General features: G+C 67.0%; 16 protein-coding genes and 1 riboswitch. Of the genes, 8 read left to right on the top strand and 8 right to left on the bottom strand.

Features of this window, described 5'->3' with window-relative positions:
* Window positions 1–228: 228 nt before the first annotated feature.
* Both secA and AC5P9F_RS15230 read left to right on the top strand, forming a co-directional pair.
* A complete protein-coding gene (gene secA, locus AC5P9F_RS15235; RefSeq protein ID WP_005408088.1) occupies window positions 229–2,961 on the top strand; it encodes a preprotein translocase subunit SecA in 2,733 nt (910 codons plus the stop codon).
* Window positions 2,962–3,062: 101 nt separating this feature from the next.
* Window positions 3,063–4,019 carry a Nudix family hydrolase gene (locus AC5P9F_RS15230; protein ID WP_099475460.1) on the top strand — a complete coding sequence of 319 codons (957 nt, stop codon included), beginning with the start codon at window positions 3,063–3,065 and terminating at the stop codon, window positions 4,017–4,019.
* 51 nt (window positions 4,020–4,070) lie between these two features.
* Here the strand turns inward: AC5P9F_RS15230 and AC5P9F_RS15225 are convergent, their stop codons facing one another.
* The gene (locus tag AC5P9F_RS15225) at window positions 4,071–4,655 is read right to left on the bottom strand and encodes a DUF4124 domain-containing protein (RefSeq protein WP_060380070.1); all 585 of its coding nucleotides are present in this window, start codon (window positions 4,653–4,655) and stop codon (window positions 4,071–4,073) included.
* A 40-nt stretch (window positions 4,656–4,695) separates the two neighbouring features.
* Entirely contained in the window at window positions 4,696–5,523 is an 828-nt protein-coding gene (gene metF, locus AC5P9F_RS15220) for a methylenetetrahydrofolate reductase [NAD(P)H] (protein ID WP_005412254.1), read from the bottom strand.
* Between the two features lie 203 nt (window positions 5,524–5,726).
* On the opposite strand from metF, the gene AC5P9F_RS15215 reads away from it, so the two are divergent.
* The 3 genes from AC5P9F_RS15215 to AC5P9F_RS15205 are packed head-to-tail and all read left to right on the top strand — an operon-like array spanning window position 5,727 to window position 8,452.
* On the top strand, window positions 5,727–6,653 hold the full coding sequence (locus tag AC5P9F_RS15215) for an alpha/beta fold hydrolase (protein ID WP_495231992.1): 927 nt from the start codon (window positions 5,727–5,729) through the stop codon (window positions 6,651–6,653).
* A 24-nt stretch (window positions 6,654–6,677) separates the two neighbouring features.
* Entirely contained in the window at window positions 6,678–7,724 is a 1,047-nt protein-coding gene (locus tag AC5P9F_RS15210) for a sensor histidine kinase (protein ID WP_059036362.1), read from the top strand.
* Entirely contained in the window at window positions 7,721–8,452 is a 732-nt protein-coding gene (locus tag AC5P9F_RS15205; protein WP_005408094.1) for a LytR/AlgR family response regulator transcription factor, read from the top strand. Before AC5P9F_RS15210 ends, AC5P9F_RS15205 begins: the two co-directional genes overlap by 4 nt.
* A 6-nt stretch (window positions 8,453–8,458) precedes the next feature.
* Here AC5P9F_RS15205 and AC5P9F_RS15200 read toward each other — a convergent pair whose 3' ends face one another.
* Entirely contained in the window at window positions 8,459–9,976 is a 1,518-nt protein-coding gene (locus tag AC5P9F_RS15200) for an amidohydrolase family protein (RefSeq protein WP_100438882.1), read from the bottom strand.
* 137 nt (window positions 9,977–10,113) lie between these two features.
* On the opposite strand from AC5P9F_RS15200, the gene AC5P9F_RS15195 reads away from it, so the two are divergent.
* Window positions 10,114–10,671 carry a DUF3228 family protein gene (locus AC5P9F_RS15195; protein WP_033834446.1) on the top strand — a complete coding sequence of 186 codons (558 nt, stop codon included), beginning with the start codon at window positions 10,114–10,116 and terminating at the stop codon, window positions 10,669–10,671.
* A 75-nt stretch (window positions 10,672–10,746) separates the two neighbouring features.
* Here AC5P9F_RS15195 and AC5P9F_RS15190 read toward each other — a convergent pair whose 3' ends face one another.
* The 3 genes from AC5P9F_RS15190 to ahcY form a co-directional block, all read right to left on the bottom strand.
* The gene (locus AC5P9F_RS15190; RefSeq protein ID WP_033834447.1) at window positions 10,747–11,232 is read right to left on the bottom strand and encodes a hypothetical protein; all 486 of its coding nucleotides are present in this window, start codon (window positions 11,230–11,232) and stop codon (window positions 10,747–10,749) included.
* A complete protein-coding gene (ybaK, locus tag AC5P9F_RS15185; RefSeq protein WP_100438883.1) occupies window positions 11,232–11,705 on the bottom strand; it encodes a Cys-tRNA(Pro) deacylase in 474 nt (157 codons plus the stop codon). Before ybaK ends, AC5P9F_RS15190 begins: the two co-directional genes overlap by 1 nt.
* A gap of 201 nt (window positions 11,706–11,906) precedes the next feature.
* Window positions 11,907–13,352: an adenosylhomocysteinase gene (ahcY, locus tag AC5P9F_RS15180; protein ID WP_024957291.1), complete on the bottom strand. Its 1,446-nt coding sequence runs from the start codon at window positions 13,350–13,352 to the stop codon at window positions 11,907–11,909.
* A 36-nt stretch (window positions 13,353–13,388) separates the two neighbouring features.
* Window positions 13,389–13,472: riboswitch (S-adenosyl-L-homocysteine riboswitch) on the bottom strand.
* 120 nt (window positions 13,473–13,592) lie between these two features.
* On the opposite strand from ahcY, the gene AC5P9F_RS15175 reads away from it, so the two are divergent.
* The gene (locus tag AC5P9F_RS15175; RefSeq protein ID WP_043035372.1) at window positions 13,593–16,109 is read left to right on the top strand and encodes a S9 family peptidase; all 2,517 of its coding nucleotides are present in this window, start codon (window positions 13,593–13,595) and stop codon (window positions 16,107–16,109) included.
* Window positions 16,110–16,281: 172 nt separating this feature from the next.
* Entirely contained in the window at window positions 16,282–18,993 is a 2,712-nt protein-coding gene (gene ppc, locus AC5P9F_RS15170; RefSeq protein ID WP_043035373.1) for a phosphoenolpyruvate carboxylase, read from the top strand.
* Window positions 18,994–19,080: 87 nt separating this feature from the next.
* On the opposite strand, the gene AC5P9F_RS15165 is transcribed toward ppc, so the two are convergent.
* Window positions 19,081–19,587, bottom strand: a complete 507-nt coding sequence (locus tag AC5P9F_RS15165) for an acyl-CoA thioesterase (protein WP_005415314.1) — start codon at window positions 19,585–19,587, stop codon at window positions 19,081–19,083.
* 160 nt (window positions 19,588–19,747) lie between these two features.
* Window positions 19,748–20,959, bottom strand: coding sequence for a methionine adenosyltransferase (metK, locus tag AC5P9F_RS15160; RefSeq protein ID WP_005408103.1), 1,212 nt, complete (start codon window positions 20,957–20,959; stop codon window positions 19,748–19,750).
* Window positions 20,960–21,006 lie beyond the last annotated feature (47 nt).

The raw sequence follows: 21,006 nt of genomic DNA, 5'->3' as shown, positions 1-21,006 counted from the left end.
GTTGATCTGGTAGTGCCGGCCGCTGGCCGGCAACCTCATGATCTTCGGCAGCATCGCGGATCACCGGCCAGCGGCCGGCACTACCTCTCGGGGTTGAAACCTCAGCCGCCCGTCCCAAGCTACAATGGGTGTTGCCATCGACAGGGCGCCAGGCGCCCTGTTTCGTTTGCGGCGGACGGATCCCAAGGGGGAGGCCGGGCGTCGTGTCCATCCAACCCGGTTCCTTCAATGATCAACAGCCTGCTTACCCGCGTATTTGGCAGTCGTAACGAACGACAGCTGCGCCAGCTCAACCGCATCGTCGCCAAGATCAATGCGCTGGAGCCGGAGATCGAGAAGCTTTCCGACGAGCAGCTTCAGGCCAAGACGCCGGAGTTCAAGCAGCGCATCGCCGATGGTGAAGCCCTGGACAAGGTGCTGCCGGAAGCCTTCGCGGTCTGCCGTGAAGCCGGCCGCCGCGTGCTGGGCATGCGCCACTACGACGTGCAGCTGATCGGCGGCATGGTGCTTCACCTGGGCAAGATCGCAGAAATGCGCACCGGTGAAGGCAAGACCCTGGTGGCGACCCTGCCGGTGTACCTCAACGCGCTGGAAGGCAAGGGCGTGCACGTGGTCACCGTGAACGACTACCTGGCCCGCCGCGACGCCGCGCAGATGGGCAAGCTGTACAACTGGCTGGGCCTGAGCGTGGGCGTGGTCTACCCGGGCATGCCGCACAGCGACAAGCGCGAAGCCTACGCCGCCGACATCACCTACGGCACCAACAACGAATTCGGTTTCGACTACCTGCGCGACAACATGGCGCTGTCCAAGGCCGACCGCTACCAGCGCGGCCTGCACTACGCCATCGTCGACGAAGTCGACTCCATCCTGATCGACGAAGCGCGTACCCCGTTGATCATCTCCGGCCCGGCCGACGATTCCCCGGAGCTGTACATCCGTGTCAACCGCGTCGTGCCGCACCTGGTCAAGCAGGAAGCGGAAGACGGCGAGGGCGACTTCTGGGTCGACGAGAAGGGCAAGCAGGTGCACCTGTCCGAAGCGGGCATGGAGCACGCCGAGCAGCTGCTGGTGGAAGCCGGCATCCTCAACGGCGAAACCGAAGGCCTGTACGCGGCGCAGAACCTGACCGTGGTCCACCATCTCAACGCCGCCCTGCGCGCGCACGCGATCTACCAGCGTGACGTTGACTACATCGTGCGCGACGGCGAAGTGGTCATCGTCGACGAGTTCACCGGCCGTACCCTGGCCGGCCGCCGCTGGTCCGATGGCCTGCACCAGGCGGTGGAAGCGAAGGAAGGCGTGCCGGTCCAGCGCGAGAACCAGACGCTGGCGAGCATCACCTTCCAGAACCTGTTCCGCATGTACAAGAAGCTGTCCGGCATGACCGGCACGGCCGATACCGAAGCCTTCGAGTTCCAGAGCATCTACGGCCTGGAAGTGGTGGTGATCCCGACCAACCGCCCGACCATCCGCAAGGACAGCCCGGACCAGGTGTTCCTCAACCGCAAGGGCAAGTTCAATGCGGTGCTGGCCGACATCGAAGAGTGCGCCAAGCGCGGCCAGCCGGTGCTGGTCGGTACCACCTCGATTGAAACTTCGGAAATGCTGTCCGAGCACCTGAGCAAGGCCGGTGTGAAGCACGAAGTGCTCAATGCCAAGCAGCACGACCGCGAAGCGACCATCGTCGCCAACGCCGGCCGTCCGGGCGCGGTGACCATCGCCACCAACATGGCCGGCCGTGGTACCGACATCGTGCTGGGCGGTTCGTTGGAAGCAGAGCTCCACGCGCTGGGCGAGGACGCGACCGACGAGCAGAAGGCCGCGGTCAAGGCCGACTGGCAGAAGCGCCACGAGGCAGTGAAGGCGGCGGGCGGCCTGCACATCGTCGGCACCGAGCGCCATGAGTCGCGCCGTATCGACAACCAGTTGCGTGGCCGTTCGGGCCGCCAGGGTGACCCGGGTTCGTCCCGCTTCTACCTGTCGCTGGAAGACAACCTGATGCGCATCTTCGCCTCCGACTGGGTGCAGAAGGCCATGCGCATGATGGGCATGAAGGAAGACGACGTCATCGAAGACCGCCTGGTCAGCCGCCAGATCGAGAAGGCGCAGCGCAAGGTCGAGGCCCACAACTTCGACATCCGCAAGAACCTGCTGGACTTCGACGACGTCAACAACGACCAGCGCAAGGTGATCTACGCCCAGCGCGACGAACTGCTGGACGCCGAGTCGGTGAAGGACAACGTCGACGGTATCCGCGACGATGTGATCTTCGACGTGGTGGCCCGCTTCGTGCCGCCGAACTCGATCGACGAGCAGTGGGACCTGCGTGGCCTGGAAGCGACCCTGGAGTCGGACTTCGGCCTGCAGATGTCGCTGACCGACCTGGTCAAGGAACACGAGGAGCTGGACGCCGAGGCGATTGCCGCCAAGGTGCAGGAACGCGTCAACCAGCACTTCGCCGAGAAGGAAGCCGGCGTGGGCGAAGAGACCATGCGCGCGCTGGAGAAGCACGTGATGCTGACCGTGCTGGACCAGAGCTGGAAGGAGCACCTGGCGCGCATGGATTACCTGCGCCAGGGCATCTACCTGCGTGGTTACGCGCAGAAGCAGCCGAAGCAGGAATACAAGAAGGAAGCCTTCGAGCTGTTCTCGGACATGCTGGAAAACGTCAAGCGCGAAGTGGTGACCCTGCTGTCGCGCGTGCGTATCCGCAGCGACGAGGAAGTGCAGGCGCTGGAAGCGGCCGAACGCCAGCAGGCCGAAGCCCGCCTGAGCCAGTCGCAGTTCCAGCACCAGGACGTGGGCGGCTACAGCGCCGACGAGGAAGCCGCGCAGGTGCAGGCTGCCCAGCAGGGCGTGGCGCAGATGCAGCGCGACGAGCCGAAGATCGGCCGCAACGATCCGTGCCCGTGCGGCAGTGGCAAGAAGTACAAGCACTGCCACGGCCAGCTGAGCTGATGCCGAAGAGCCCCGCGAAAGCGGGGCTTTTCGTTTGTGGCAGGGGAGTTGCAGCGGATCCGTGATTGCGCCGGCCGCCCTGTTCTGGGCATGCTTCCCCCATGCCTTCCCCCACCCGATCGATCCATGTCGTGGCCGCCGTCATCACCGACGCCCGTGGCCGCGTGCTGCTCAACCGCCGTACCGAGAACCGCGACATGGCCGGCCTGTGGGAGTTTCCCGGCGGCAAACGCGAATCCGGCGAGACCTCCGAACAGGCGCTGGTGCGCGAGCTGCGCGAGGAACTGGGCATCGAGGCCGATGTCGGCGAGTGGCTGATGGATGTGCCGCAGCGCTATCCGGACAAGCACCTGACCCTGGAGGTGCGCCATGTACGCAGCTGGAAGGGGACGCCGCGCGGGCGGGAGGGCCAGGCAATCACCTGGGTGGCGCCGGACAAGCTGGGCCGCTATTCAATGCCACCGGCCGACCTGCCGGTGGTGGCTGCCCTGCGCCAGCCCGACAGCTACCTGATCACCCCGGCACCGGCCGATGATGAGGGCGGCGTGCAGCATTGGCATGAACAGCTGCAGCGCGTGGTGGCCGCGGGCCAGCAGCGCATCCAGCTGCGGTTGCCGACGGCGCATCCGCAGCGGCAGGCGATGGTCGAACAGGCCGTGCGCGCGCATCGTCGCAGTGGGGTGCAGTGGCTGCTCAATCGCGATATCGAACTGGCGCGTGCATTGGGCGTGGGCGTACACCTGGGCAGCGAGCAGTTGCAGGAACTGTCGCAGCGTCCACTTCCCCAAGGCCAGCTGGTGGCCGCATCCTGCCACGACCTGCAGCAGCTGCAGGCAGCACAGCAGCTGGGCTGCGACTTCGCCGTGCTGGGCCCGGTGCAGGCCACGGCCAGCCATCCGGACGCGGTGCCGCTGGGTTGGGACGCGTTCGCCGAGCTGCGCGCGCAGGTGTCACTGCCGATCTATGCGCTGGGCGGCATGGGCCGCGGTCACGTCGCCGAAGCGCGTCGCCATGGCGGGCAGGGCATCGCCGCCATTCGCGGGCTGTGGCCAGAGTGAGCCGGCATGCGGGGTCAGATCCCTGCGCAGCAGGGCTCTGCCCCCTCCCGATCACAGCGTGATCCAGAAACAACCATATTGCCGCCGCAACCCCAGCACCGTCGAGGCGCGCGCCACGCTGCCCGGCAACGTCTGCTCCAGGCGCAGGCCGACCGGATGGCGCACGGCCGGCGGCTCGGGGTCGAACCCCTGCGCAGCAGGGCTCTGACCCTCCTCCGGCACTGCGACCTGGTCCTGCCGCGGATACACCGGCACCACGTCCACCAGCGGCCGCCGGGCCAACGATTCCAGTTGGCCGAGAATGCGCTGCGCGCCCGCGTCGGACACCGAGCCCCACAGGTACAGCGAGGACAGCCGATTGACGTCGTTGCTGAGGATGCCGTTGCGCAATGCGTCCACGAGCTCGCTCAGCCGGCGCGGGCAGCGTGCACCCAGCGTGTCGCGCGCTGCGGTATTGCCGGTCGGGGAGGGCGGCGGCAGCCGTGACCGTGCACCCACGCTGTCGCAGGGCCGGTCGGTATACACGCTCTGGCCCTGCGCATCGGTGCAGCGGTTCAGGCGCGTGGACTGTGCGTGGGCGACGTTCGACAGCACGCATAGCGGCAGCAGCAACAGCAGGAAGGAAAGCCGGATCATCCTCGCAGGGTAGCGCCGATCCGGTCCGCATGGCGTGCTTTCAGCCGTGCAGCAGCTTCAGCACCGAGGTGGTCGGCTTGGCCAGGTTCAAGGTGTAGAAGTGCAGGCCGGGCGCGCCGCCTTCGATCAGGCGCTGGCACAGCCGGGCCACCACTTCCGTGCCGAATGCACGTACCGACTCGGCGTCATCGCCGTAGGCCTGCATCTTGCGGCCGATCCAGCGCGGAATCTCCGCACCGCACTGTTCGGAGAAGCGGCGCAGCTGGCTGAAGTTGGCGATCGGCATGATGCCGGGCGTGATCGGCACCTGCACGCCGAGCCGGCGCACTTCATCGACGAAGTGGAAGTAGGCATCCGGGTTGAAGAAGTACTGGGTGATCGCCGCATCGGCACCGGCATCGATCTTGGCCTTGAAGTGCTTCAGGTCAGCCAGCGCATCGGTCGCCTGCGGATGCGTTTCCGGATACGCGCCCACTTCGATGTGGAACGCATCGCCGTGCTCGGTGCGGATGAAGTCGATCAGCTCGGCGGCGTAGCGCATGTCGCCGGGGAAGCCCATGCCCGAGGGAAGGTCACCGCGCAGCGCGACCAGGCGACGGCAGCCGATGGCGCGGTACAGCTTGAGCAGTTCGCGGATCTCCTGGCGGGTGCCGCCCACGCACGACAGGTGCGGCGCGGCATCGAACCCATGGTGCTGGTTGAGGTGGCGCACGGTCTCGGAGGTATAGCTCAGGGTCGAGCCACCGGCGCCGAAGGTACACGACACGTATTCGGGGGCGTAGTCCTTCAGCTTGGCCGCAGCACGGTCCAGCTGGCTGCGCTGTTCGTCGGTCTTGGGCGGATAGAACTCGAAGCTGATGGCGGTCATGGCGCGGATGGCGGCGGCGGGTGCAGATCAGTATATCGCTTCATCAAGATGGATGTGCGATTGATATGTGAGGGTGGGCCATCCATGGCATGCGACCGTTCGCCCCGCCGTGCGGCCGCTGCTCCGAAATCGCAACCGGGGTGCCTCCGCCAGGCCCACGCTGCTCCCATCCCGGCACCACCCACCCAATGAAGGAGCAGACGATGAAGATCTTCCTGGCACTCTGGTACGCAATGAAGGCCCTGGCCCGGCTGGCGATGATCGGCATGGCGATGGCCGTGCTCGGTTCCGGCTCGGCGCATGCGGCGGCCGCCACCGGCACCGGCAAGGTGCAGGTCGAGGTGGTCGGCAAGGGCCGTCCGCTGCTGATGATCCCCGGCCTGAACAGCAGCGCCGAGGTCTGGCGCGAGACCTGCCCGGCGCTGAAGGACGTGCAGTGCCATCTGGTGCAGCTGCCGGGCTTTGCCGGCGCTGCGCCCGTCGACCCGCGCCCGGCCGAATTCCTGCCGGCCATGCGCGGGCAGCTGCTGGCCTACCTGCATGACCAACAGCTGGGCCCGGTGGTGGTGATCGGCCACAGTCTTGGCGGCCTGCTGGGGCTGCAGATGGCGCAGGCCGAGCCGAAGGCAGTCAGTGCGCTGGTGGTGGTCGACGCATTGCCGTTCCTGCCGGCCGCGCGTGACCCGAACGCCACCGCAGACAGCGTGCGGCCAATGGCCGACCAGCTGCGCAAGGGCATGCTCGCCGCCGATGCCGCGCAGTGGCAGGCGCAGCTGAAGGCCGGCCTGCCGGGCATGACCCGCGATCCACAGCGGCAGGCCGAGCTGGGGCGCTGGGGCGAAGCCAGCGACCGCCAGACCACCGCTGACGCCATGCATGCGGTGATGACCACCGACCTGCGTGACAACATCGCCTCGATCACCGCACCGACGCTGGTGCTGGGCAGCTGGGCCGGCTACCAGCCGATGGGCGGCACCGAGGACAGCACGCGCGCGGTGTTCCAGGCGCAGTACGCGAAACTGCAGGGCGTGCAGATCGCGATGAGCGCGCAGGGTTTCCACTTCCTGATGTGGGATGATCCGCGCTGGCTGCGCGGTCAGGTGCAGGCCTTCCTCGACCACCACCACTGAGTTTCAACACGCCTCGGAATGGACATGCCGGATTCCTCCTCGACGGTACGCTTCTGGCTGCTCAATGCGCTGGTGTGGGTGCTCTATGGCGTTGCCGGAATCGGCCTGCGCCAGGCCTATTTCAGCGATGCCGGAAGCGCAGGCGTGTTGATCACGCTGGGTCTGGCGTTGGCCCTGTTCGGGTGCAGCGGTGCCATCCGCGCGCTGGCGCTGCGTGCCGACTGGTGGGCGCGCGGCACGGCCGGGCTGTTGCTGCGGCTGGCGCTGTCGGTGGCATTGGGCGCGGCAGTGGCGCAGCTGCTGGTGAACATCGCGCTGCACTCGGCGCTGGCCTGGAACTGGGTGAGCCTGGGACGGCAGACGGCCGACTTCAGCCCCAAGGCGCTGCTGCTCTACTGGTACACCACTGCGGTGATGCTGGCCCTGTGGGCAGCGCTCTGGGCAGGCCTGCACAGCCTGCGCCGGATACGCAGTGCGGAACTGGCCCGCCTGCGCGCCGAGGCCGAGCGCAGCGCGCTGGAGCGCGATGCACTGCGTGCACGGCTCAACCCGCATTTCATGTTCAATGCGCTGAACAACCTGCGCGCGCTGATCCTGGAAGATCCTGAGCGTGCGCGCGACATGGTCACCCGCCTGTCGCGCACGCTGCGCCAGGCGCTGGCACACAACCGCAGCGAGCAGGTCACCCTGGCCGAGGAACTGGTGGTCGTGGACGACTACCTGGCCATCGAGGCAGTCCACTTCGAACAGCGCCTGCAGGTAAGCCAGCACATTGATGCCGATGCCATGCAGGCACAGCTGCCGGCGATGGCGCTGCAGCTGCTGGTGGAGAATGCGATCAAGCATGGCATCGCCAGCCGCCCGGGCGGCGGTGAGGTGCAGATCCGTGCCACGCTGGACAATGATGTGCTGCGCCTGCAGGTGGACAATCCGCTGGGCAGCGCCAACGAGCCCACCCATGGCCATGGCGTTGGCCTTGCCTACCTGCGTGCGCAGCTCGGCACGCAGGGTCGTTTCACCCTGCAGCCGGTCGGCGACCGCATGCAGGCCCTGCTGGAGATTCCGCAATGAGTGGCGTGCTGCGTGTGTTGATCGTTGATGATGCACGGCTGGCGCGGCAGGAGCTGCGCACGCTGTTGTCGGCGCTGCCATGGGTGCAGTGCGTGGGCGAGGCCGACGATGTGCCCGCTGCACGCGAGGCGATCGCCACACTGGCGCCAGACCTGGTGCTGCTGGATGTGCAGATGCCCTCCGGCAGCGGCTTCGATGTGCTGGATGGGCTGGAGACGGTTCCGGCGGTGGTCTTCGTTACTGCCTACGACACCTACGCGGTGCGCGCGTTCCAGGCCAATGCGCTGGATTATCTGGTGAAGCCGGTCGAGGCGCCGCGCTTGCTGGAAGCGTTGCAGCGGGCGCGCCAGCGCGAGGTGGTGGCGGGCGAAACGCCGGAGCCGCGCAGCACGCTGGGCGCGCAGGACCAGGTGTTTGTGCGCGAGGGCGAACGCTGCTGGTTCGTCGCGGTCTCGGAGATCCGTCGGCTGGTGGTGGATGGCAACTACACACGGCTATGGTTCCGCGACCAGAACGCCCTGCTGACCCGCAGCCTGAGCGCGCTGGAAGCACGCCTGCCGCCGGAGTTGTTCTTCCGCGCCAACCGCAACACGCTGGTCAACCTGCGCCGCATCCGAGGCGTGACGCCCAGCATCGCTGATGGCTACGACCTGGCGCTGGACGACGGCAGCGAGGTGGAGGTATCGCGGCGGCAGGCACGTGAACTGCGCGAGCGGATGGCGTTGTAGCTGCCGCTACAGCTCGGCACTGACCGGGCTGGTGATGAATCCCCACAGCAGGCGTGCCATCACTGCGGGCGAGCGTGCCTGCCTGCGCGCATAAGTCTGTAGCGCATCCAGCCGCGGGTGGTCATAGAGGTGGCCGGCCAGCAGCACGGCATGCACGCGGCGGGTATTGGCGATGTCGTGCAGCGGGTTGCCATCAAGCAGCACCAGGTCTGCGGCTTTGCCGACCTCGACGCTTCCATGCGATGCCTGCCGTTGCAGATGACGTGCGGCCTGCAGCGTAGCTGCGCGCAGCACGTCGGCCTGGCTCAGGCCGGCCTGTCGCAGCCACTGCAGTTCATCGTGGTAGCGGAAGCCGCCCAATCCGGTATCGGTGCCGACCAGCACGGTGACGCCAGCACGATGGGCCGCACCGGTGAGAGCCAGGCCATGCTCGAAGTAGGTCTTCAGTGCGTCTTGGCCGCGTCGGCCGGGATAGCGCGCTGCGGTGGCCTGCAGGTCATCACGCCACGCCCAGCGTGAAAGCGGGTCCAGATAGGCCAGGCGCGGATCGTCGACGAAGGCGGGGTCGCTTGCGCGTGCATCTTCTTCGCGGGTGACATGGGTCGGTACGAACGCGGCACCGCTGGCCTGCATCAAAGCGAACGCCTTGTTGCAGAGCGTGGGCTGATAGCTGGCAACCATGCGTTCGGCCAATACGATCGGGTCTTCGCCGTCGAGCGTGCCACCGCGCCATGCCGCCGCGTTGTCGAAGCAGTGGCGCACGAACAGATGGGCGTGCTCGAAGCTGCGCTGGCCCGCCTGCACCGCGTCGTCCAGAGGCACCGCCTTGGGCAGGTGGCCGACCAACGGACGGCGCAGCTGCTGCGCCTCGGTGGCCAGCCGCTGATAGGTGTCCGCACGCAGCCGGTTGTAGACCTTCAACGCCTCGACCCCGCGCGCGCTGTACGTCCGTGCACGCGCAGCGGCGGCCTCCGGCGTGAGTGACGGATCTTCGAAGTAGAAACTGGCGATCTGTACGAAGCGCGGTGCAACCTGCTGCCCGGCAATGGCCTGTGCGGTCCAGCGGCGCTTGTCGGCCACGCAGGCGATCAGCGGATCGGTGGTCTGCGGGCAGTCCATCATGTCACGGGTGCCGGTGATGCCGTTGGCCAGCATCAGCGGGAACTGCAGCTGCGGCGACAATTGCAGTGCATGGGTGTGCATGTCCCAGAAACCGGGCAGCAGCCAGCGGCCGCCGGCGTCGAGCACGGGAAGCCGCGCGTCCTGCGGATCTTCCCCAATGGCAGTGATGGTGCCGTGGCGCACTGTCACGGTGGTGGGTTCGCTGACCTGGCCGCGCGCCACGTCCACCACCCGCGCGTTGACGATCACGCGGCTGTTGCCCGGCTCGGGCAACGGCGGAGCCGACAGCGGCCAGAGCAGAGCGGCGGCGAACAGCAATGGCGGCGCCAGCAGGAGGATGACCAGTACGATCGGCCACTGCCGAAGGTGGGCGGAACGGGGCAATGCGCATGCTGCATCCATGAGCCGGCGATCCTTGTAGTGGGTCGCCCGCAGGGTGCTGCAAGCGGGACGCTGGCGCCAGTGACCATCGGCATCCGGCCCTGTCTGCCTCCGGGGCGGTTACCCTGTGCAGCAGAACTCCTGATCACACCCGCGCCATGTCCATCGTCCTCACCGATTTCGCCCGTCCCCGCCTGTTCCCGCGCGTGCCGCGTGGCAACACCATCCAGGACTGCACTGCCGAGCAGTTCGAGGCACACCTAAATGCGCATGCGCCGCTGAAGGTGCTGGATGGCTACGCGCCGTTCTGCAAGCTGTTCGTCTACGAGAACTGGACCAGCACGCGCTGCCTGACCGTACCGATCACCGAGGCCAACCGCCACCTGCTGCGCAGTGGTTACGAAGCGCGCAACCGCGAGGAACTACCGGTCCTGGTGCGCTGGTTCGAGGGCGTGGAATCACCGCGTGCGAACTACCTGGTGGTGATCCTGTACAGCGCCGGGCAGCTGGCCAGGGAAGGCTCGCCGATCGAGGCCGACTGGGGCATCGTCGGCTGCATCTACACCGCCGAACCGGAAGAGGTACCGATGGCGCCGATCACGATGATGCGCAATGCGCTGGGCGTGGACGAGGGCGGATCCGGCGTGCCGCTGGACCGCGAAGCCTACCGGCGTTCCGTCGAGTTCTGGGAGAACAACGCGAACTGGCGGCCGTGAGCAACATTTGTCATCCACGCATCGCGTGAATGTGCGGACCGCAGTAGAGCCACGCCATGCGTGGCCGCTTGGCCTTCAGGCAGCTTTCCATTCCCACCACGGGTAATGGTACTCGCGGTCGATGGCCTGCCAATGCTGGCCGCATTGCGTGCAGGCAACGGTGTGGCAGTCGCCCCAGCAGCCCTCAGCCTCTTCCACCGAGAGCAGCTGCATCTGTCCTTGTTCAATCAGGCGACGGGGATCGAAGAACGGGTAGCCGGGGTTGAGCGCGCACAGGCAACCCTCGCGTGCACGCCAGTAACGCAGCCGACGCAGGGCGGCCTTCAGATACGCCTGGTTGCTGATCAGCATGCCGCCAAGCGCGATGCCCTGGCAGCGTTGTTCGATCAGATCCACATGTGCGCTCAACGCGTCCAACGATGAGGCACTGAACAGTCGTGCGACAACGCGGGCGGCATCGGTGATGCGCGTTGCGTCGCGCGACAACAGGTCCTGCAGCAGCACATCGGCCTGTGCATCGTCGAGCCGGGGAATGGGCGCTGCAGACCACGGCCAGCGCATCAGCGTGACTTGCCGATGGCAGCGTAGTTGCCGGTTGTCAGGCGCAGCAGATCGGCCGGCGCCAGTTCCACTTCCAGACCGCGGCGACCGGCGCTGACATGCAGCCTGGGCAGCGCTTCGGCGCTGGCGTCCAGGAAGGTGCGCAGGCGCTTCTTCTGCCCGAGCGGGCTGATGCCACCGACCAGGTAACCGGTCGCGCGCTGCGCGGCATCAGCAGCAGCCATCTCGCACTTCTTGCAGCCGGCCGCTTCGGCCAGTGCCTTCAGGTCCAGCTGGCCGGCCACCGGCACGATCGCCACCAGCAGTTCGTGTGCCTCGGTGCTGGCCAGCAGGGTCTTGAACACCTGGGCCGGATCGAGGCCGAGCTTGTCGACAGCTTCGCCGCCATAGGATTCGGCGTGGGCGTCATGCACGTAGCTGCGCACGGTGTGGGCGATCTTCTCGCGCTTGAGCAGGTTGATGGCCGGGGTCATGTAGGCATGGTAGCGCGCGCTGGGCGCGTTGCCTTGACCGAGCCTACTGCCGGAGAGCATCCACGCATGGCGTGGATCTACCGTGGGGACTGGATGAGGGGTGTACGGCCACACGCAAACGCAGAACGGACGCCCGAAGGCGCCCGTTCCGTGTGTTGCATGCACCGGTGGTGCCGGCCGCTGGCCGGCACCCCGCAGGCATCAGTAGCGGTAGTGGTCCGGCTTGAACGGGCCTTCCACCGGCACGCCGATGTAGTCGGCCTGTTCCTGGCTCAGGGTGGTCAGCTTCACGCCGATCTTTTCCAGGTGCAGGCGGGCCACTTCCTCGTCCAGCTTCTTCGGCAGCAGGTAGACCTTCTTCTCGTAGCTGTCCTTGTTCGCCCACAGGTCGATCTGTGCCAGGGTCTGGTTGGCGAAGCTGTTGGACATCACGAAGCTCGGGTGGCCGGTGGCGCAGCCCAGGTTCACCAGGCGGCCTTCGGCCAGCAGGAAGATCGCGTTGCCGTTCGGGAAGATGTACTTGTCCACCTGCGGCTTGATGTTGACGTGCTTGATGCCGGCGAACGACACCAGCGCATCGACCTGGATCTCGTTGTCGAAGTGGCCGATGTTGCAGACGATGGCCTGGTCCTTCATCGCGCTCAGGTGCTCGATGCGGATGATGTCCTTGTTGCCGGTGGTGGTGACGTACAGGTCGGCACGGCCCAGGGTCGATTCGATGGTGTTGACTTCATAGCCTTCCATCGCCGCCTGCAGGGCGCAGATCGGGTCGATTTCGGTGACGATCACGCGCGCGCCGTAGGCACGCAGCGAGGCGGCGCAGCCCTTGCCGACGTCGCCGTAACCGCAGACCACGGCCACCTTGCCGGCCAGCATCACGTCCATCGCGCGCTTCAGGCCGTCGGCCAGCGACTCGCGGCAGCCGTACAGGTTGTCGAACTTGCTCTTGGTGACCGAGTCGTTGACGTTGATCGCCGGGATCAGCAGGGTGCCGGCCTGGGCCAGCTGGTACAGGCGGTGCACGCCGGTGGTGGTCTCTTCGGAGACGCCCTTCCAGTCCTTGACCACGCGGCCCCAGTAACCCGGGCGCTCCTTGGCGACGCGCTTGAGCAGGTTCTTGATGACCTGTTCTTCGTGCGAGGCAGAGGGGGTGTTGACCCAGTCGCTGCCGTTTTCCAGTTCGTAGCCCTTGTGGATCAGCAGGGTCACGTCGCCGCCGTCGTCCACCACCAGCTCCGGGCCGGTCAGGGTGCCATCGGCCAGGGTGAAGGTCAGCGCGTCCAGGGTGCAGTCCCAGTACTCTTCCAGGGTCTCGCCCTTCCAGGCAAACACCGGGGTGCCGGTGGCCGCAATGGCGGCAGCGGCGTGGTCCTGGGTCGAGAAGATGTTGCACGAGGCCCAGCGCACGTCGGCGCCGATGTCCTTCAGGGTCTCGATCAGCACCGCGGTCTGGATGGTCATGTGCAGCGAGCCGGTCACGCGCACGCCCTTCAGCGGCAGCTCGGCCTGGTACTTGCGGCGGATCGACATCAGGCCCGGCATTTCGTGCTCGGCGATGTCCAGTTCCTTGCGGCCCCAGTCGGCCAGCGTGATATCGCGGATCTTGTAGTCACCTTCGGTGGAGAAGGTCTTGGCAACAGCGTTCATTCGTGTGCTCCGGTTGTGGACGAGCGGGTGCTCGCATCTAGCCGGGCGCCGTTGTTACAAAGCCACCTTACCGAGCCTGGCCGGGCCTCGTGGGATCCGGTCGCAGCGCCCCTCGGCAGGGGAGAACCCCCATTATATCGCGGCCCCGACGTGACATCCGGATGACCCAACCATCGGCAGATGGGGCCGCGTGCACGGCCTGTTAAGGTCGGTGTTTTCACGCATCACACAGGTGGAACGATGAGCATGCACGCGCGCCGTACTCGGCGCTGGACCGGCCTGGTCCTGTCGATGGGACTGCTGGCGGTGGCCCCGCTGGCCTGGGCCGCAGCGCCGCAGCCGGTGGCCGCACAGGCCCAGGGCGTCAACGGCTACGAACTGCCGTCGGCCGCGCTGCAGGCGGTGGTGGACGCGCCGCGTGCACCCTCGTTGTACCTGTCGCCGCGCCGCGACGTGGCCGCGATGATGCAGATGCCGTCGCTGCCTTCGATCCAGGTGGTGGCGCAGCCGGAACTGAAGCTGGCCGGCCTGCGCATCAACCCGCGCACGTTCTCCGACAGCCGCTTCAGCTTCGGCGAGAAGCTGTGGCTGATGAACGTGGCCGACGGCAAGGAGCGGCAGATCAGCGGCCTGCCTGCCAAGCTGTCGATCGCCAGTGTGACGTGGTCGCCGGACCAGAAGTGGCTGGCCTTCAACCAGGTCGACGCCGGCAGTGGCGCCAATGAACTGTGGCTGGTGGACGTGGCCGGCGGCAGCGCCCGTCGCCTGGTTGCCGGCCTGAACACGGTGATCGGCAGCGGCTACCAGTGGCTGCCGGACAGCCGCGGACTGGTGGTGTTCACCCGCCCGGCCAACCTCGGTGCGGCCCCGGCCGCCGACGGCATTCCGACCGGCCCGGCCGTGCAGCAGACCAGCCAGGGCGGCGGCGTGGTGTCGATCCGTACCTACCAGGACCTGCTTAAGAACGAGGCTGATGCGCGCCAGTTCGATTACTACGCGACCACCCAGCCGATGGAAGTCAGCCTGGATGGCACTACCCGCGCGATCGGCGCGGCCGGCATCTTCATGGGCTTCTCGGTGTCGCCGGATGGCCGCTTCGTGCTGCGCCAGCCGGTGCAGCGCCCGTATTCGTACGTGGTGCCGGTGGACAGCTTCCCGCGCCGCATTGAAGTGATCGACCGTGCCAGCGGCAAGCTGGTGCACACCGTGGCCGTGCGCCCGCTGGTGGAAGGGCTGCCGACCGGCAACGACGCCGAAGTGACCGGCGTGCGCGACATCCGCTGGCGCGGTGATGCCGACGCCACGCTGGTCTGGGCCGAAGCGCAGGACGGCGGCGACCCGAACAGGGACGCCAAGGTACGCGATGCGGTGCTGATGCAGGCCGCGCCGTTCGACAAACCGCCGGTCACCCTGGCCCAGCTTGGCAGTCGCCTGGCCGGCATCAGCTGGGGCCGCGGTGACCTGGCCCTGCTGACCGAATCGTGGTGGAAGACCCGCAGGACCAAGACCTGGTTGATCGCCCCGGACAACGCCGGTGCCGAGCCGCGCCTGCTTTGGGATCGAGACGGGCAGGACCGCTATTCCGATCCGGGCCGGCCGCTGTTGTCCAGCGACGACCGCGGGCGCTCGCTGCTGCAGACCAGCGCCGATGGCAGCAGCCTGTATCTGGCCGGTGCCGGTGCATCGCCGGAAGGCGATCGTCCGTTCGTGGACCGCTTCGACATCGCCACGGGCAAGGCAACCCGCCTGTTCCACTCGCAGGCGCCGAGCTATTCGCTGCCGGTGGCATTGCTGGACAACCAGGGCAGCTCGCTGCTGCTGAGCCGCGAGAGCCCGGACGAGCCGGCCAACTTCTACGTGCAGTCGCTGGCCGATGCTGGGAGCGCACCGCGCGCGCTGACCCACTTCGCCCATCCGTTGCCGCAGCTGAAGGGCGTGCAGAAGGAGCAGATCCGCTACAAGCGCAAGGACGGCGTCGACCTGACCGCGACTCTGCTGCTGCCGCCGGGCTACGACCCGAAGCGCGACGGCCCGCGCCCGCTGCTGATGTGGGCCTATCCGGGTGAGTTCAAGAGCGCAGCCGCGGCCAGCCAGGTGACCGATTCGCCGTACCGCTTCAATGCGGTCAGCTACTGGGGCCCGCAGGCGTTCCTGGCCAAGGGCTACGTGGTGCTGGCCAGCCCGTCGATGCCGATCATCGGCGAGGGTGACAAGGAGCCGAACGACACCTACATCGAACAGCTGGTGGCCAACGCGCAGGCAGCCGTGGATGAAGTGGTGCGCCGTGGCGTGACCGATCGCGATCACATCGCCATTGGTGGCCATTCCTACGGTGCGTTCATGACCGCCAACCTGCTGGCGCATACGCGCCTGTTCAAGGCGGGTATCGCGCGCAGCGGCGCCTACAACCGCACACTCACGCCGTTCGGCTTCCAGGCCGAGGAGCGCAACTACTGGCAGGCGCAGGACGTCTACCAGAAGATGGCGCCGTTCAACTACGCCGACAGGATCAAGGACCCGATCCTCTTCATCCACGGCGTGGACGACAACAACTCCGGCACCTTCCCGATCCAGAGCGAGCGCATGTTTGCTGCGGTGAAGGGCCTGGGTGGCACCGCGCGGCTGGTGATGCTGCCGAACGAATCGCACGCCTACCGCGCACGCGAATCGATCATGACCATGCTGGCCGAGAGCGAGCGCTGGCTGGAGCAGACCATCGGCCCGGCCGAGCAGGGCAAGGCGAAGAAGAAGCGCTGACCGGGCCCGGTAGTGCCGGCCGCTGGCCGGCAACCTCATGGAGCCATGCAACCTGAGGTTGCCGGCCAGCGGCCGGCACTACCAGATGAAACCATTTTTGCATCGCAGCACGACGCCCGATCTGGGATAGGCTTGGGGCCTGGATCCGTTGACCGAGGCCTGTGCGTCGCCGATGAACGAGTACCGCAGCAGCATCGAATTTGCTTCTCCCGATCTTCCGCTTCGCGATGATGTGCGCCGGCTTGGCGCACTGGTCGGCGACCTGCTGGTCGAACAGGTGTCGGCCGCGTTTCTTGATGACGTCGAGGACGTGCGTACCCGCGCCATCGCCCGTCGCGAAAACCAGGCGCCGCTGTCGGAGCTGGCCGATGGCCTGGCCGGGCGCACGCCGCAGCAGGCCGAGACCATGGTGCGGGCCTTCAGCACCTACTTCCAGGTGGTCAACATCGCCGAGCGCGTGCATCGCATCCGCCGCCGCCGCGATTACCAGCGCGCCGGTACCGCCGCGCCGCAGCCCGATGGCCTGCAGGATGCGCTGCAGCACCTGAAGGCACAGGGCGTGGGCCTGGACGAACTGGCGCAGTGGCTGCCGCGCATCGACATCGAACCGGTGTTCACCGCGCATCCGACCGAAGCGGTGCGCCGTGCGCTGCTGGAGAAGGAACAGCTGATGGTGGCCAGTCTGGTCGACAACCTCGACGGCCAGCGCACGCCGGGTGAAGCCGCCGCCGATGCCGCGCGCTTCCGCATGGCGCTCACCGCGTCGTGGCAGACCACCGATTCCTCACCGGTGCGGCCGACCGTCGATGACGAGCGCGAGCACGTCGGCTTCTATCTGGGGGAGGTGCTGTACCGGGTGATCCCGGTGCTGTACGAATCGCTGCAGCAGGCGCTGCGCGATACCTACGGCGAAGAACTGCCGCTGCCGCGCCTGCTGCGCTTTGGTACGTGGGTGGGCGGCGACATGGACGGCAACCCGAACGTGGATGCCACCACCATCCGCAACACGCTGGATGCGCAGCGGCAGGCGGTGCTCGGGCGCTACCAGAAGGAACTACTGCAGCTGGCCAGCCTGCTCAGCCAGTCCACCGAGCGGGTAGGGGTGAGCGATGCGCTGCAGGCGCGCGTGGCGCAGTACCAGCAGCTGCTGCCGCAGGTGCAGTCGCGCCCGCGCCATGCCGACATGCCGTACCGCCTGCTCAACGACCGCATGCGCGCGCGCCTTCAGGCCACGCTGGATGATGGCGAAGGCAACTACGCTGGCCCGGACGAGCTGATCGAGGATCTGCAGCTGATCCTCGACAGCCTGCGTGCGAACCGCGGCGAGCATGCCGGTGGCTTTGCCGTGCAGCGCCTGCTGTGGCGGGTGAAGACCTTCGGCTTCCATCTGGCGCGGTTGGACGTGCGCCAGGAGTCGAGCGTGCACGCGCGCGCGCTGGCCGCCGTGCTGGGCGGCGAGGAGGCCTGGCAGGCGCTGGATGCACTGGGTCGTGCGCGGCTGCTGGGCCCGCATGCCAGCGGTGAAACGGCATTGCCCAACGGTGACGACGAAGGCAACCAGCGGCTGGATGCGGTATTCGCGGCACTGGCCGATGCACGCGCACGCCATGGCGGTGATGCGCTGGGCAGCTACATCATCTCGATGGCACACGACCGCAGCGATGTGCTGGCGGTGCTGGCGCTGGCACGCCGTGGCGGGCTGGTGGAAGAGAACGGATCAGTGCCGCTGGATATCGCGCCGTTGTTTGAAACGGTGGACGACCTCAAGCGCGGTACCGCCACCCTGCGCGACCTGCTGGCGGACCCGGTGTACCGCGCCCATCTGCGTGCGCGCGGCGACGTGCAGATGGTGATGCTGGGTTATTCGGACAGCAGCAAGGACGGCGGTATCGCCGCCTCGCGCTGGGGCCTGCAGCGCGCGCAGGTGGAACTGCTGGAGGTGGCGGCCGAGGCGGGCATCCGGCTGACCTTCTTCCATGGCCGCGGCGGCTCGATCAGCCGTGGCGGTGGCAAGACCACGCACGCAGTCGACGCGTCGCCGCGCGGCAGCATCGACGGCCGCCTGCGGGTGACCGAGCAGGGCGAGGTGATCCATCGCAAATACGGCATTCGTGCGTTGGCGCTGCGTTCGCTGGAACAGGCCACCGGCGCGGTGCTGCGCGCCAGCCTGCGCCCGCGCGCGGCTGAGCCGCGCGAGGACGACTGGCGGCCGGTGATGGACGTGGTGTCCGCTGCCAGCAGCGAGGTCTACCGTGGCTTCGTCGGCCAGGCCGGCTTCATGGACTACTTCCGCACCGCCACGCCGATCGATGTGATCGAACGGATGACGCTGGGCTCGCGTCCGTCGCGCCGGCTCGGCCAGGACGCAGCACTGGGCAACCTGCGTGCGATTCCCTGGGTGTTCGCCTGGAGCCAGGCGCGTGCCGTCATTCCCGGTTGGTATGGCGTGGGCAGTGGCCTGCAGGCGGCGGTGGATGCCGGTCACGAGGGTACCTTGCGCGAGATGGCGCGCGACTGGCCGTTCTTCCGCACCTTCCTGGACGACATCGCGATGGTGCTGTCCAAGGGCGATATCACCATCGCCGAGCAGTTCTCGAAGCTGTCGGGCGAACTGCACGAACGCTTCTTCCCGCAGGTGCAGCGCGAGCTGGACCTGACCCGGCACTGGCTGCTGGCGTTGATGGACCAGCAGACGCTGCTGGACCACGACGCGCGGCTGGCGCTGTCGATCCGCCTGCGAAATCCCTACGTCGATCCGATCAGCGTGCTGCAGGTGGATCTGCTGCAGCGCTGGCGGGCCAGCGGCCGCGAGGACGACGACCTGCTGCGCGCGCTGGTTGCGTGCGTGAACGGTGTTTCGCAGGGCGTGCAGAACACCGGGTGAGGTGTAGCGGTAGTGCCGGCCGCTGGCCGGCAACCTCATGATGTTTGGCGGCACGCACGAGGTTGCCGGCCAGCGGCCGGCACTACCTCATTCCTCCGGCGACGGCGGGTTCGACGCCAGCAGTTCCAGATGGCGCTGTTCCATTTCCTGACGCAGCTGGCGGCGGATCTGTGCGGCGGCCTGGCGGCGCTTCTCGTCGGATGTGGCCGGCTGCAGGGGCGGCACCGGCGTCGGCCGGCCTTCCTCGTCCACCGCCACCATCGTGAAGAAGCAGCTGTTGGCGTGGCGCACGCTGCGCTTGAGGATGTCCTCGGCCACCACCTTGATGCCGATCTCCATCGACGAGGTGCCGGTGTAGTTCACCGAGGCCAGGAAGGTGACCAGTTCGCCCACCGCGATGGGCTGGCGGAACATCACCTGGTCCACCGACAGGGTGACTACGTAGCTGCCGGCGTAACGGCTGGCGCAGGCGTAGGCGACCTGGTCGAGCAGGCGCAGGATCGCACCACCGTGGACCTTGCCGGAGAAATTGGCCATTTCCGGCGACATCAGCACGGTCATGGACAGCTGGTGGGTTTTCAGTTCGGTCGACATGCGGCGGATTGTATCGGCAACCGCGCGATTGTTTCCGGAGGCCATGAAAAAGCCGGCCAGCGGCCGGCTCTACCAGAAAGCAGAAGGGCCGCTTGCGCGGCCCTTCTTCAAGGTCAGCCGACTAACAGTCGGCTCTACCGGTCGGCTCTACCCGCCGGCTTTACTTCAGCTTCGCATCGGCGCGCAGGGCGGCGGCGCGGTCGGTCTTCTCCCAGGAGAAGGCCGTGGCGTTGACGGTCTCGCCTTCGCCGTTGAGGTAGCTGAACTCCTTCGGCTTGCGGCCGAAGTGGCCATAGGCCGCGGTCTGCTGGTACATCGGGTGGATCAGGTCCAGCATCTTGATGATGCCGTACGGGCGCAGGTCGAAGTGCTTGCGGATCAGCTTCTCGATCTTGTCGTCGCTGATCTTGCCGGTGCCGAAGGTGGTGACCGAGATCGAGGTCGGCTCAGCCACGCCGATGGCGTAGGAGACCTGCACTTCGCAACGGTCGGCCAGGCCGGCGGCAACCACGTTCTTGGCGACGTAGCGGGCCGCGTAGGCCGCCGAACGATCGACCTTGGACGGATCCTTGCCGGAGAAGGCGCCACCACCGTGACGGGCCCAGCCGCCGTAGGTGTCGACGATGATCTTGCGGCCGGTCAGGCCGCAGTCGCCCACCGGGCCGCCGATCTCGAACTTGCCGGTCGGGTTGATGTGGAACTTGGTGCCCTTGTGCAGCCACTTGGCCGGCAGCACCGGCTTGATGATCTCTTCGCGGACGGCCTCGATGAGGTCCTTCTGCTTGATGCCCGGGGCATGCTGGGTCGACAGCACCACGGCGTCGATGGCCGAGACCACGCCGTTTTCATAGCGCAGGGTGACCTGGCTCTTGGCGTCCGGACGCAGCCACGACAGCGGCGAGTTCTTCTTCTTGCGGATCTTGGCCTGCTGCTCGACCAGGCGGTGCGACAGGTGGATCGCGGCCGGCATGTAGCTGTCGGTCTCGTTGGTGGCATAGCCGAACATCAGGCCCTGGTCGCCAGCGCCCATTTCTTCCGGCTTCTTGCGATCCACGCCCTGGGCGATGTGCGGCGACTGCTTGCCGATCAGGTTCAGCACGCCGCAGGTGGCGCCGTCGAAGCCGACGTCGGAGCTGTCATAGCCGATGTCCGTGATGACCTTGCGGGTCAGGGCTTCCAGGTCGATCCAGGCGCTGGTGGTGATTTCACCGGCCACGATGGCAACGCCGGTCTTGACCATGGTCTCGCAGGCCACGCGGGCGCGCTGGTCCTGGGTCAGGATCGCGTCCAGCACCGCATCGGAGATCTGGTCGGCAACCTTGTCCGGATGGCCTTCGGAGACCGACTCGGAGGTGAAGAGATAGCTGGACATCAGGCGTAATATCCCTTGATTCGGATGGAAAGATGGGCGCGCATGAT

This window comes from Stenotrophomonas sp. YJH_SMC_4 (assembly GCF_059371575.1).
Note: the sequence above shows the minus strand (reverse complement) of the source record. Positions and strands in the feature narration are given on the sequence as shown.